General features: G+C 67.9%; 12 protein-coding genes. 2 read left to right on the top strand and 10 right to left on the bottom strand.

Annotation, left to right across the window (positions count from 1 at the left end):
* Window positions 1-17: 17 nt before the first annotated feature.
* The 8 genes from C5B97_RS06695 to rpsB form a co-directional block, all read right to left on the bottom strand.
* Window positions 18-671 carry a transglycosylase family protein gene (locus tag C5B97_RS06695; protein ID WP_104311349.1) on the bottom strand — a complete coding sequence of 218 codons (654 nt, stop codon included), beginning with the start codon at window positions 669-671 and terminating at the stop codon, window positions 18-20.
* An 81-nt stretch (window positions 672-752) separates the two neighbouring features.
* Window positions 753-1,361: a hypothetical protein gene (locus C5B97_RS06690; protein ID WP_104311348.1), complete on the bottom strand. Its 609-nt coding sequence runs from the start codon at window positions 1,359-1,361 to the stop codon at window positions 753-755.
* A 94-nt stretch (window positions 1,362-1,455) separates the two neighbouring features.
* Entirely contained in the window at window positions 1,456-2,016 is a 561-nt protein-coding gene (locus tag C5B97_RS06685) for a DivIVA domain-containing protein (RefSeq protein ID WP_244296327.1), read from the bottom strand.
* 55 nt (window positions 2,017-2,071) lie between these two features.
* Window positions 2,072-3,232 carry a phosphatidate cytidylyltransferase gene (locus C5B97_RS06680; RefSeq protein WP_258068052.1) on the bottom strand — a complete coding sequence of 387 codons (1,161 nt, stop codon included), beginning with the start codon at window positions 3,230-3,232 and terminating at the stop codon, window positions 2,072-2,074.
* A 30-nt stretch (window positions 3,233-3,262) separates the two neighbouring features.
* Window positions 3,263-3,817, bottom strand: coding sequence for a ribosome recycling factor (frr, locus tag C5B97_RS06675; protein ID WP_104253187.1), 555 nt, complete (start codon window positions 3,815-3,817; stop codon window positions 3,263-3,265).
* Window positions 3,818-3,939: 122 nt separating this feature from the next.
* A complete protein-coding gene (gene pyrH, locus C5B97_RS06670; RefSeq protein WP_104253188.1) occupies window positions 3,940-4,665 on the bottom strand; it encodes a UMP kinase in 726 nt (241 codons plus the stop codon).
* A 151-nt stretch (window positions 4,666-4,816) separates the two neighbouring features.
* On the bottom strand, window positions 4,817-5,647 hold the full coding sequence (tsf, locus tag C5B97_RS06665; protein WP_104311347.1) for a translation elongation factor Ts: 831 nt from the start codon (window positions 5,645-5,647) through the stop codon (window positions 4,817-4,819).
* Between the two features lie 27 nt (window positions 5,648-5,674).
* The gene (gene rpsB / locus C5B97_RS06660; RefSeq protein ID WP_104311346.1) at window positions 5,675-6,565 is read right to left on the bottom strand and encodes a 30S ribosomal protein S2; all 891 of its coding nucleotides are present in this window, start codon (window positions 6,563-6,565) and stop codon (window positions 5,675-5,677) included.
* 309 nt (window positions 6,566-6,874) lie between these two features.
* Here rpsB and C5B97_RS06655 point away from each other — a divergent pair, with 309 nt between their 5' ends.
* Together C5B97_RS06655 and C5B97_RS06650 are read left to right on the top strand one after the other, a co-directional pair.
* The gene (locus C5B97_RS06655; protein ID WP_104311546.1) at window positions 6,875-7,417 is read left to right on the top strand and encodes a murein hydrolase activator EnvC; all 543 of its coding nucleotides are present in this window, start codon (window positions 6,875-6,877) and stop codon (window positions 7,415-7,417) included.
* A 154-nt stretch (window positions 7,418-7,571) separates the two neighbouring features.
* Window positions 7,572-9,002 (top strand): hypothetical protein, encoded by a 1,431-nt coding sequence (locus C5B97_RS06650; RefSeq protein WP_104311345.1) that lies wholly within the window; start codon window positions 7,572-7,574, stop codon window positions 9,000-9,002.
* Between the two features lie 371 nt (window positions 9,003-9,373).
* Here the strand turns inward: C5B97_RS06650 and C5B97_RS06645 are convergent, their stop codons facing one another.
* A complete protein-coding gene (locus C5B97_RS06645) occupies window positions 9,374-10,279 on the bottom strand; it encodes a tyrosine recombinase XerC (protein ID WP_104311344.1) in 906 nt (301 codons plus the stop codon).
* A gap of 52 nt (window positions 10,280-10,331) precedes the next feature.
* Window positions 10,332-12,473, bottom strand: coding sequence for an MMPL family transporter (locus tag C5B97_RS06640; protein ID WP_104311343.1), 2,142 nt, complete (start codon window positions 12,471-12,473; stop codon window positions 10,332-10,334).

The following is a 12,473-nucleotide window of genomic DNA, read 5'->3' as shown; positions in this document are numbered from 1 at the left end:
GGATGCCTGAGAACGGCCTAGTAGCAGCTCCACTGACCCCAGCCGGCCTTGGCCTGCAGCATCTTCGCGCGCATCGTCTGCTCTTCGACGGAGGCCTCAGATGGGAGGCCTGTCCCGCCAACGGACTGCCAGGTCGGGATCGAGAACTGGTAGAGACCGTAGTAGCCGGCTGGGTTCACCGCGGCCGGGTTGCCGCCGGACTCGCACTGGGCGATGCGGGCAAGCGTCGCATCCACGCTCGGGTCGGAAGAGACGTTCGCCTCTTCGTACGAGCTGCCGCCGGACGAGCTGGTGTTCGGCGACGGCGCCTTGGGTGCAGGAGCTGGCTCCGGCTCTGGCTCCGGCGTGGGGGTCGGTGTCGGCGTGGTCACGACGATGCTCGCGATGTCGCTTGTGCGGGCCTCGGAGGCCTTCGCCTCATCGACTGCGGAGACAAGACTCACGGCGTACCCCTGTGCGCCCGCCACGGTGAGCTCGTCGACGGATGCAACGGAGAGCACCCCGCTCTCGCCATCGTTCTGAGCGCCAAGCTGCACCGTCGCGGTCACGGCGAGGGCCGCGATCGCGAGCCCAGCCAGGGTCGGCACGACAACACGAGCGCCGATGCGAGGGCGGAGACCGGCGGGTCGAGAGGCCCGGGTTGAGCCGGTGCGGATATCTGTCGTGGTCATGCGGGTACTCCCAGGTGGTTCGCGTGTGCGCGGTCTTCAACTGCGGCGGTGCTCCGGCCAAGCCGAGCGGCACCCCAGGACTCAGTAGGAGCCGTTGTGCTGGTTCCAGGCTGCGCAGGGGGTGCCCCACGCTCGGTCGATGTAGTCGATCCCCCACTTGATCTGCGTGATCGGGTTCGTCTTCCAGTCGGCACCCATGGTGGCGAGCTTCTCAGCGGGCCAGGACTGGGGGATGCCGTAGGCACCGGATTCGGTGTTCTCGGCCAGGTAGTTCCAGCCGGATTCCTTCATCCAGAGCTTGTCGAGGCAGGACATCTGGTCGGGGCCCCAGCCGTACTGGGACTTGACCATCTCCTCGGTGATCTTCTTGAGCGACGCGGGATCCGTCGGCACGACGTCGATGCTGACTCCCGAGCCCCGGTCGTCGATGGTGGCCCCCTGGGACGCCTCGCCTGAGACGGCCAGGACCGCGTACGCCTGGGCCTGCTCCTGCGAGAGCTCCTGCAGGTTCGGACCGATGGAGGCATCCGCCGAGGCGGTGGCACCGGCGCCCGTGAGCGTCGTCACCGCGATGGCCCCTACTGCGACGACGCCGAGGGCCGCGGACCCGAAGATCGCGGCGCGGCGCTTCGCGCGTTGCTGACGGCGCTGGCGCGCCCGCTCTCCGCGCGTTGCAGTGGCTTCCGGCATGGAGCTCCATCCGACGGGTCAAGGGGACCCGGCAATCGTAACGGGAAGGTCACGATTTGACAACGCTCAGGCCAACTGGAGGTGCGAGGGGGTCCTAACGAATCGCCAGCATGACGTCGATGACGGCGTCGATGAGGAGGTCGACCTGCGTCTCCTTGTAGCCGTGGCGCTTCGGAGTGAACGCCACTCCCCTGACCTCGCGCAGCGACATCGCCGTGCCGCCACGCAGGAAGTCGGCGAGCCGACCAGAGAACTCGTCGACCTCCTTGACATCGTACCCACGCTGCAGAACGGAGACGCGATCGAAGCGCTCACCATCCTCACGGCGGAGTCGCGCCAGCACCGCGCGGGCCGTCGTCTTGGTCTCGCGGAGGAAGACCTCGCGGCCGACACGCTCTATGTGCTCATCACGCTCGCGAATGGCGACCGCGTCTTCGAGGCGCTCGAGCGCCGCATCCACGTGCGGAGCGGAATACCCGCCCTTGCGCATCGTGAACGCCGTGTGGCGGATGCTGCTCGTGGACAGGCGTTTGCCCTGCGTGCCGTTGTCGAAGTTGTCGTAGCGCTGCCGAGCGACGCGGAATGCACGGTCGACCTCTTCGGCGTCGTAGCCGAGGGTGCCACGAGGTGCCAGAGGGAATGAAGTGCTGCTCACGCCGACCATTCTGCCGCATCGTGAGCGAACATGGCGCAGGCTCCCCGGCGGGGCACTACCAGAGCGTCGAGTCGGCGCTCCAGAAATAGAGGGCGAACGCCATGGCACCCGATGGCAGGATCGAGTCGATGCGGTCGAAGAACCCACCGTGACCCGGCAGCCAGGAGCTCATGTCCTTGATCTTCAGGTCGCGCTTGATCATCGACTCCGTGAGATCTCCGGCGGTCGCGGTGATCAGCAGCAGCGGGCCCATGATGAGGCCGAACCACCATTGCTGGTCGAGGAGGAACAGGCTCACGAGGATGCCGACGACCACGGACGTCAGCGCCGCACCCGCGAAGCCCTCCCAGGTCTTCCCGGGGCTGATCTTCGGCGCGAGCTTGTGCTTGCCGAAGTTGAGCCCGAAGACGTACGCGCCGACGTCGACCGCCACGACGATGATGAGGAAGCCGAGCACCCACCATTGGCCGTCTTCCTGAGCTGTCAGGAGCACCGTGAACGAGCCCAGGTACGAGACGTAGATGAGGATCAGCGCCGCGGCGAGGAAATCAGCCCAGACCGCTTTCCGGGGCGGGCGGTCCTTGGAGACGGAGGCTTCGACGAGCCGCCACACGGTGACGACGAACACGCCGACCAGCAGCGCGATCCATTGCCCGACGACCTCGAGGAAGTAGGCGGCGGGGATGATGGCGACCGCCGCGGCCACGAGCGGGATGCGCGGCACGTCACGTCCTGCTCCGCGCATCGCGCTCGCCAGCTCGATCGTCGCGAAGACGACCATGGCGATCGCGAACGGGATGAAGAGCTCTTTGATGAAGATCAGGCTCGACAGCAGCAGCGCGCCGAGCACCACCCCGAACAGCACGGCGAAGGCCAGGTTGCGCCCGCTGCGGGCGTTGATCGCGTCATTGCGCGCGCGCAGCTTGTCGCGTTGCTCTCGCACCTGCGTGCGCGCGTTCTGGGCCCTCGACTCCAGGTCGTGGAGGATGTTCGCGCCGGTGTCACCGAGCCGAGACTGGGAGCGGAGCGGCGCCAGCGGCGGGGCCAGCTCGCCGTCAGAGAGGGTGGGGAGCTCACGAGATGCCATCGGGTCCCCGACGACGGGCTCCGCGTTGCCCTCACCGGCCGCCGGACCGAAGGCGCTTGACGTGTCATGCGCTTCGGGCTCCGTCGCCGAGTCCCGGACCTCCGGGTCCGGACGTTCGCCGGGGTCCACCCCGTCACTCCCAGTCGTCGACACGAGTGATTAGACCTCGAGGAGCTCGGCTTCCTTGTGCTTGGAAGCCTCGTCGATGCGGTCGATGTGCGCCTTCGTGAACGTCTCGAGTTCCTTCTCGCCGCGAGTGATGTCGTCTTCGCCGACCTCATCCTTGAGAGCTTCGAGGTCGGTCTTCGCCTTGCGACGGATGTTGCGGACAGCGACGCGAGCTTCCTCCGCCTTCGTCTGCACCAGCTTCACGTACTCCTTGCGACGGTCCGCCGTGAGCTCCGGCATGACGACGCGGATGAGGTTGCCGTCGTTGCTCGGCGTCACGCCGAGGTTCGGGCGGGAGACGATCGCCTTCTCGATCTCCTTCAGCGCCGACTTGTCGTAGGGCGTGATGACCAGCACACGGGCCTCGGGCACCGCGATGGACGCGAGCTGCTCGAGCGGCGTGGCCGTTCCGTAGTAGTCGACGGGGATCTTCGTGAAGAGCTGCGGGTTCGCACGCCCCGTCCGCACCGTGGAGAAGTCTTCCTTCGCGTGGTCGACAGCCTTCGCCATCTTGTCTTTGGTCTCGGTGAGCACGTCGTTGATCACGGGGTGTCCTTTCCAGGGCGTTCTGCATCATTCTACCGAGGTGGCGGGATGCGCACGCTACGCGCGAGGGCGCGGCGCGCTGACGAAATTGTCGCGGGGTGACGGTGTCTGGCGGGCGGCGGCTAGTCGAGGCTCGACGTGACGAGCGTTCCGATGTCCTCGCCCAGGATCGCGCGGGCGATGTTGCCCTCGGGGCTCATGCCGAACACTCGCATGTCCATGCCGTTGTCCATGCAGAGGCTGAAGGCCGTGGAGTCGACGACCTTGAGGCCGCGCTGGAGCGCATCCTGGTAGGTGACCGAGTGGAGGAGCTCCGCGGTCTCGTCGCGTCGCGGGTCGGCGGTGTAGACGCCGTCGACGCCGTTCTTCGCAACCAGCACCACGTCTGCGCCGACCTCCAGGGCGCGCTGAGCGGCAACCGTGTCGGTGGAGAAGTACGGGAGGCCCGCACCCGCACCGAAGATGACGACGCGACCCTTCTCCATGTGGCGCTTCGAGCGCAGCGGGATGTACGGTTCTGCGACCTGGCGCATCTCGATCGCCGACTGGACGCGGGCCGGGGTTCCTGCCTGCTCGATGAAGTCCTGCAGCGCGAGGGCGTTCATGACGGTGCCGAGCATGCCCATGTAGTCGGCTCGTGCGCGGTCCATGCCGGCGTTGGCGAGCTGAGCTCCGCGGAAGAAGTTCCCGCCGCCGACGACGATGGCGACTTCCACGTCGCGTGCGGCAGCGGCGATCTCCTTGGAGATGCTCGTGAGCACCTCGGGATCAACACCCATCTTGCCTGCACCGAACGCTTCGCCAGAGAGCTTGAGGAGAACGCGTCTGCGCGGGGCCTGTGGTGACATGTGTGCTCCTTGTGGGGGTCGCTGATCGTCCACGAGCCTACCTTGTGCCGAGCGGGCGCACGTCTCAGGCGGGCGCCTCCGCCGGTGGTCGGAGACGCGAAACGGGGCCGGATGCTGCTGCATCCGGCCCCGAATTCGTGAACGTCTGGCGTTACGCGCCGACGCGAATGCGACCGAAGTCGACGACGTTGACGTTTGCGGCGTCAGCGATCTTCTTCACGGTCTGCTTGTTGTCGCGAGCGTAGTCCTGCTCGAGGAGCACGATCTGCTTGAAGAAGCCGGTCAGGCGACCTTCGATGATCTTCGGAAGAGCGGCCTCAGGCTTGCCCTCGCTCCGCGAGATCTCCTCGACGATGACCCGCTCCTTGTCGATTGCCTCGGCAGGAACGTCCTCACGAGTGAGGTACTGCGGGTCGAACATCGCGATGTGCTGAGCGATGCCGCGAGCCGTAGCCGCGTCGTCGCCCTCGTACGCCACGACGACGCCGACCTGCGGTGGCAGGTCCTGCGAGGTGCGGTGCAGGTAGATCTCGAAGTTGGCTCCCTTGAGGAGGGCCACCTTGCGGAGCTCCATCTTCTCGCCGAGGATCGCAGCGACGCCGTCGATGGTCTCCTTGACGGTCGTCCCGTCGACGGGGGCGGCGAGCGCCTCCTCGAGGGTCGACGCGCCAGCGGCGGCCACAGCATCGAGCACCTTCTCGGAGAGGGCGATGAACTTGTCGCCCTTCGCCACGAAGTCGGTCTCGGTTGCGAGCTCGATGAGCGTCGCGGTGCCGTTTCCGTTGTCCTTCGCGGCGACGAGGCCTTCACTGGTGGAGCGGTCAGCGCGCTTCGCGTTGCCCTTCGCACCCTTGAGGCGGAGGATCTCGACGGCCTTTTCCTTGTCGCCGTCGGCCTCTTCGAGCGCCTTCTTCGTGTCGACCATGCCAGTACCGAGCTGCTCGCGCAGCTCCTTGACATCAGCGAGGGTGAAGTTAGCCATGTGTGGGGTTCTCCCTAGTGCTTGAAGTTACTTGGACTCTTCGACGGCTTCGACAGCCTCGACCGCTTCAGCGGCCTCGGTTGCCTCTGCGGGCTCAGCTGCTGCCTCGGCCTCAGCGGCTTCGGCAGGTGCCTCGACGACGGCCTCAGCGGCAGGAGCGTCGCCCTGCAGCAGGTCGCTCTCCCACTCTGCGAGCGGCTCGACCTCGGTCTGGCCCTCGGTCGGCTTCTGGTGGCGCTGGATCAGGCCCTCAGCTGCGGCGTCAGCGATGATTCGCGTGAGCAGTGCAACGGAGCGGATGGCGTCGTCGTTGCCCGGGATCGGGTAGTTGACGTCGTCCGGGTCGCAGTTCGTGTCGAGGATCGCGATGACGGGGATGCCGAGCTTCTTGGCCTCGTCGATCGCGAGGTGCTCCTTCTTGGTGTCGACAACCCAGAGCGCCGAAGGCGTCTTCGAGAGGTTGCGGATACCACCGAGCGACTTCTCGAGCTTGTCACGCTCGCGACGCTGGATGAGGAGTTCCTTCTTGGTGAAGCCGCGGGTCGTGTCGTCGAAGTCGACGAGGTCGAGCTCCTTGAGACGGTTGAGGCGCTTCTGGACGGTGCCGAAGTTGGTGAGGAGGCCACCGAGCCAGCGCTGGTTCACGTAGGGCTGGCCCACGCGCGTCGCCTGCTCGGAGATCGACTCCTGTGCCTGCTTCTTCGTGCCGACGAAGAGGATGGTGCCGCCGTGGGCGACCGTCTCCTTGACGAAGTCGAATGCAGCATCGATGTAACCCAGCGACTGCTGGAGGTCGATGATGTAGATGCCGCTGCGCTCGGTGAAGATGAAGCGCTTCATCTTCGGGTTCCAGCGACGGGTCTGGTGCCCGAAGTGGACGCCGCTGTCGAGCAGCTGGCGAATGGTGACGACTGCCATGGTCGTTCTCCCTTGTGGAATGCGCATTGCTGCGCGCGGTTGTTCTCTGCGACCGGCGGCCGCACAGCCTGGTACCCAACGCGCATCCGCTCTCACACCGCAATGCGAGAGACCGATGGATGCACGCCTCGATGGGCACGCGAAGTCAGCCCGCTGGGCGGGCTGCTGGGCACAGTCTACACACGCGGAGTGTCGCGCGGAACAGCGGGGCACGCTCGACTCCGTTGTTCCCGCGCCTGGGGACAGGTGTCGTCCACAGGCAGCTGACCTCACCCGTCGAGCTGCTTCGTGGGCAAGCACCATGACTGCATGCACCGCCCATCGCCGCTCCGACAGATCACCACCCGCAGGGCCCGGATCCTCCGAGTGCTGTTCATCACGGTTCTCATCGGCAGCACGAACCTGATGACGGCACCGCACGTCTCGGGCGAGCCGGGCGGGTGGCGGTGGCCCGTCGAGGCCTCACCCCAGGTCACGCGCCCGTTTGCACTCGACACCCCGTATGGCCCCGGTCACCGCGGCATCGACATCGCCGCCGAACCCGGGAGCGAGGTCGTCGCCCCGGCGGCAGGGGTCGTCAGGTTCAGCGGCTTCGTCGTCGACCGCCCGGTGCTCTCGATCCAGCATGCCGATGGAGCGCTGACGAGCTACGAGCCGGTCGTCTCCGACCTCCACCCGGGGGCTCCGGTCCTGGCCGGGCAGCGCATCGGCACGCTCAGTCCCGATCACCGACATACGCCGGAGGGCGCACTGCACGTGGGGCTGCGCCAGGAGGGCGCCTACCTCGACCCCGCGCCGTACTTCGACGCCCTCCGCCCGAGGGCCGCAGTCCTGCTCCCCCTCTACCGGTGAACAGCCGGTGACCACACCATCTCCACCAGAAAGGCACCACATGTCTCTCCTTCCTCGACGCCGCTCACGAACAGCGGACGGCACTTCCCCAGGCCGACATCGAACTGCGCGCGGCCTCCTGGCCCGCCTGTCGCGAGCCGGAGCGGGAATCGCCATGCTCGCGATGGCCGCGACCTTCCTCCTCTTCTCCGGGGCGCAGTCCGCAAGCGCGGCGGGCTACGGCCCGGGCTTCGACGACGTTCAGAACGGCGGGCAGGGCCGGATCGGCGCCTACAGCTTCGAGGGACGCAACGTGTACTGCCTGCAGCCGTGGCTCCCACGCCCGCTTGACGAGACCACGAAAGGCGATGTGGTGGACGGCCAGCAATTCCAGATGAGCGATGACAGCACCGCGCGGGTGAACTGGGCGATCTCCACGCACGGGCAATCCGCTGACCCCGTCGTGACGAGCGCCGTCGCGATGTTCGTCTGGTCGCTCGCCGCCCCGGACAGCTACGCCAGCCACGGGACGAGCGGAGACGAGCACTACCTCGGACGAGTACCCGCGGACCGGAGGGGCGAGGTCAGCAGCACGCTCGCGACCATCCGCGAGGGGGCGACGAAGGTCGGAGCGCGAGTCCTCGCGAACCACTCGGGGAGCCTGCAGTTCACCACCGACGCCGCCGATGCCAAGAAGGGCACCGTCACGCTGTCATCAGACCTCTCGGGCGCCACCGGCACGGTGGTGCTCTCAGGCGCGACCTTCGCGTCCACGGCAACCGACACCGCGACGCTCACCGTCGGGGAAGCATCACCGATCATGGTCGTGCCCGCCGGCTTCGAGCGGGGCCCTGTCACGGTCAGCGCGACGGCGAAGGTCACCGCGCCGTCGGAACCATGGGCCGCGAAGATCCTGCTGCTGCACACCCCGGGCGCGCAACTGCTCGGGAGCAGCGGAGGCACGGTCCCCGGCGAGTTCACCGTAGTGGGCCAGGACCGCGTGCCCCGAGTGCCGACGCCAGCCCTGACACCGACACCGACACCGACAGCGACAGCGACAGCGACAGCGACAGCGACGCCGACCCCGACCCCGACCCCGACGCGCACGGCCGCTCCCCCGCGCATCCCGAGCCCAACGCCGTCTGTGACGGCACCACCCACGCAGGCTCCGACGCCGACGCCGACGGCGACGGCGAAGCCGCCAGCACCCGACACGCAGACCCCAGCACCCAGCACGACGCCCGCACCTCAGACCACCACAGACGCGCGCACACCGCCGAGCACACCCATCGCGGCGACCGTTGGCCCAAGCACTTCGCAGATCCCGACAGCGAGTGCAACATCGACATCGACATCGACATCGACATCGACATCGACGGCAGTACCGCCGAACACCCCTTCCACGTCCACGCCCACGCCCACGCCGGCGGGCACAGCGGGCACGGCGGTTGCAGGACCGACAACGCCGACGAGCCCCCAGCCGGAGGCACTCGCCCAGACCGGGGCAACGGCCGTGAGCTGGCCGCTCCTCCTCGGCGGTGGTGCACTTGTCATCGGCACGCTCGCCCTGGCCTGGGGATTCCTGAGCCGACGACGCCAGGCCTGACACCCCTCACGAGCACTGCCGAACGGACGCGCTCGAAGGCCCCAGCCCACGCCAGCCAAGCGAGCAGACCGCGGGCCCAGCCCGGGAAGGGAGGCGCCACACCCAGAATGAGAGACACACCCGCGCATGCGCGCCGCGACGGACGACCCCAGCCGTCGCGGCTCCGCGCATGCCCCCCTCGCCCTCTCGAACACCAGAACCTGCGGACGCGAACGTCAGCCGCAGATGCAGACGCAGACGCGGACACGGACACGGACACGGATGCGAACGCAGACGAAGGCGCCAGACGACTGCCCCAGACTCGGACGCGGACGCGAACGCGAACGCGAACGACATCATCATCTGAGCACGCGCAGCACCGGTCCGGCCGTTCAGGCTCGTGGATGCGCCTGCACGTACGACGCCCTCAGCCGATCGGCCGAGACGTGCGTGTAGATCTGCGTCGTCCCGAGATCAGAGTGACCGAGGATCTCCTGCACGGCCCGCAGGTCGGCTCCCCCGTCAAGCAGATGTGTCGCCGCCGTGTGTCGGAACGTGTGCGGGCCAGACGGCCCCCCGCCGGGCGCGGCCCCGAGCACCTCCCGGGAGAGGGCGTACACCGTGCGAGCATCCATTCGCCCACCGCGCACACCCAAGAACAGGGCCCCGCCAGACTGAGGCTGCTCCAGCAACGGTCGACCAGACGAGAGCCACCCATCGATCGCCTTCGCGGCGTGAGCACCGAAGGGGACAACACGCTCCTTGTCCCCCTTCCCGACGACCCTGACGACCCGCCGACCGAGATCGACGGCGCCGACGTCCAGCGAACAGCACTCCGAGACGCGGATGCCGGACGCGTAGAGCAGCTCGATGATCGCGAGGTCACGCACCTCAACAGGGTCACCGCTCGACGCGCGATCCGCGAGCGCATCGAGGATGCCCCGCATCCCCTCTGCCGACACCACCCGAGGCAGAGTCGAGCCAGCCTTCGGGCTCTTCAGGCGACGAGCAGAGTCCGCACCGCGGCCCGTCTCCTCGAGCCATGACGTGAACCCCCGGAACGAGGCCGCCATCCGAGCAAGGCTCGACGCAGCCTTGCCCGCCTGCGTCTGCTGCCACAACACGTCGCGGAAGACCTCCAACGTGAGCCCGTCCAAGGCATCCACACCCTGGTGCTCGCACGAGTCGAGCAGCAGACTCAGATCGCTGGCATACGCCTGGACCGTCCGAGGGGACAACCCGCGCTCGGCGCGCAGCGAACGCAGGTACGTGTCGACCGCATGCGAGAGCTCCTGCATGGCGACCATCGTAGGTCGCCACCCGGAGAGCTGGCGGCGACCCGGACAACTCCTACGGCTTGGCGTGCGCCGGTTCGGACGGGCTGGATCCCTCATGCACCGATGCATCCCGCGCCGAAGCGGCGTGCGCCGGTTTCGCGTGAGCCGGGTGCCTGCCGCCGAGGGGCCCCTTGCTCGGCCACCAGAAGCGGTCCCCAGTCAGGAACGCAAGCGCGGGCACGATCACCGTGCGCACCAGCAGGGTGTCGAGCAGGACACCGACGCAGACGATGATGCCGATCTGGGTGAGCGTGATGAGCGGCAGCACACCGAGCGCGGCGAAGACCGCGGCCAGCAGGATCCCGGCGCTCGTGATAACCCCGCCCGTCGCCGACAGGGAGCGGATCATGCCATCCCTCGTGCCGTGCTTCGCGGCCTCCTCGCGTGCCCTCGTCACGAGGAAGATGTTGTAGTCGACACCGAGGGCGACGAGGAACAGGAAGCTGAACAGCAGCACGGACGTGTCGAGGGCCGGGAAGCCGAAGACGTTGGTGAACAGGAGCCAGCTCGCCCCAACTGAGGCGAAGAATGAGCCGACGACGGTCAGCAGGAGCAGAATCGGCGCCACCAGAGAGCGCAGCAGCAGCAGGAGCACGACGAAGACGACGGCGAGGATCAACGGGAACAGCAGGAGCTGGTCGCGGTCCTGGGCGGCCTGCTCGTCAAGCGCCTGCGCGTCGAGCCCTCCCACGATGGCCTTCGCCCCGTCGACCTGTGACAGCTCGGCGCGCAACCGTTCAACCGTGGCGAGCGCTTCCTCGGTCTCCGCAGGAGACGAGAGGGCGACGTCGATGCGCGTCAGAGTTCCATTGGTATCGCCCACCGCCGCCGACGCGACGCCGTCGATCTCAGCAGCTCGCTGCGCCACCGCCTCCGCCTGGTCAGCCTTCGAGACGACGATCGCGGGGGCTCCAGCCAGGTCGGGGAAGTGGTCGTTGAGCAGCTCCTGACCGACGACCGCCTCCGGTGTCGACGTGAAGCGCTCCGTCTGCGCGAGGCCGACCTTGATGCTCGGCGCGATGGCCGCGAGCGCGATGAGCACGACGATTCCTGCTCCAGCCACGACGGCCGGACGCTTCGAGACGCCCGTGCCGAGCTTGAACCAGAACCCCTTGCCGTGCTGGTCGTCGCCGACTCGAGGCACCACCGGCCAGAAGATCCCTCGGGGGAACAGCACGAGCGTCGCTGGCAGGAGCGCGAGCGCGAAGGCCATCGCCACGACCACTCCGATGGCGCAGGCCAGGCCGAGCACGACGTTGCCGCCGAGCGAGGCGAAGAGCAGCGTCGCCAGGCTCAGCGCGACAGTGCCACCGCTGGCGATGATGGCGGGACCGGCTCCGCGAAGCGCCGTTGCCATGGCCTCGCGCCGGTCTTCCGAGACGCGGAGCTCGTCGCGGTACCTGGCGATGAGAAGGAGGGCGTAGTTCGTGCCAGCGCCGAAGACGAGCACTGACAGGATGCCCTTGATCGATGCATCCATCGTCAGATCGAAGGCGCCAACGATGCGGGTCGAGACGATCCCCGCGACGCCGTCGGCGAGACCGACGACGGAGAGCGGGATGAGCCAGAGCACCGGGCTGCGGTAGGTGACGATGAGGAGGAAGGCCACGACGAGCACGGTGACGGTGAGCAGCGTGAAGTTGGCGCCCTCGAAGACGGCTGCGATGTCGACGGCGAAGCCCTCGGGCCCGGTCATGACCGGGACCAGACCATCTGGGAGTCCGTCTGCCGCTGCGGCGCGGAGCGCTTCGGCCCGCGCGGACTGCGCTTCCACGTCGCTCGTGGCGTCCAGGGGCACCGTGAGGATCATGGCCTCGCCGTCTTCGGCCGGGAAGGCGGGCGGCAGGGCCTCGACTCCGGCCGCTTCGGCGATGCCGGGGCTGGCCGCGGCGACGGCGGCGAGGTCGTCGGGCGTGAGCGCCTCACCCTCACGATGGAACACGAACAGCGCGGCCGAGCTGTCCTCGGTCTCGAAGGATGCGAGCGCCTCCTCCACCTTCGCCGACTCGGCAGATGCGGGCAGGTCGCCCGCCGGTGCCACGTCTCCGCTCTCGCCCGAGCCCCAGAAGAACGCGAGGCCGCTGAGGGCGACGAAGACGGCGATGACGATCGCACCACTCGCCTTGCCGGTGATGAATCGGATGATCCCGCCCAT

Source organism: Pseudoclavibacter sp. RFBB5, from assembly GCF_002931555.1.
In the GTDB taxonomy this organism is placed as follows: Bacteria; Actinomycetota; Actinomycetes; order Actinomycetales; family Microbacteriaceae; genus Pseudoclavibacter.
The sequence above is the reverse complement of the archived record's forward strand: the minus strand, read 5'-3'. Positions and strand labels throughout refer to the sequence as shown.

What these genes read in the sequence shown, in the direction of transcription:
- rpsB (WP_104311346.1), bottom strand. Translation starts at nt 6,565, where the DNA reads ATGGCAGTCGTCACCATTCGCCAGCTGCTCGACAGCGGCGTCCACTTC.
- C5B97_RS06695 (WP_104311349.1), bottom strand. Translation starts at nt 671, where the DNA reads ATGACCACGACAGATATCCGCACCGGCTCAACCCGGGCCTCTCGACCC.
- C5B97_RS06655 (WP_104311546.1), top strand. Translation starts at nt 6,875, where the DNA reads ATGCACCGCCCATCGCCGCTCCGACAGATCACCACCCGCAGGGCCCGG.
- tsf (WP_104311347.1), bottom strand. Translation starts at nt 5,647, where the DNA reads ATGGCTAACTTCACCCTCGCTGATGTCAAGGAGCTGCGCGAGCAGCTC.
- C5B97_RS06645 (WP_104311344.1), bottom strand. Translation starts at nt 10,279, where the DNA reads ATGCAGGAGCTCTCGCATGCGGTCGACACGTACCTGCGTTCGCTGCGC.
- pyrH (WP_104253188.1), bottom strand. Translation starts at nt 4,665, where the DNA reads ATGTCACCACAGGCCCCGCGCAGACGCGTTCTCCTCAAGCTCTCTGGC.
- C5B97_RS06650 (WP_104311345.1), top strand. Translation starts at nt 7,572, where the DNA reads ATGCTCGCGATGGCCGCGACCTTCCTCCTCTTCTCCGGGGCGCAGTCC.
- C5B97_RS06690 (WP_104311348.1), bottom strand. Translation starts at nt 1,361, where the DNA reads ATGCCGGAAGCCACTGCAACGCGCGGAGAGCGGGCGCGCCAGCGCCGT.
- C5B97_RS06640 (WP_104311343.1), bottom strand. Translation starts at nt 12,473, where the DNA reads ATGGGCGGGATCATCCGATTCATCACCGGCAAGGCGAGTGGTGCGATC.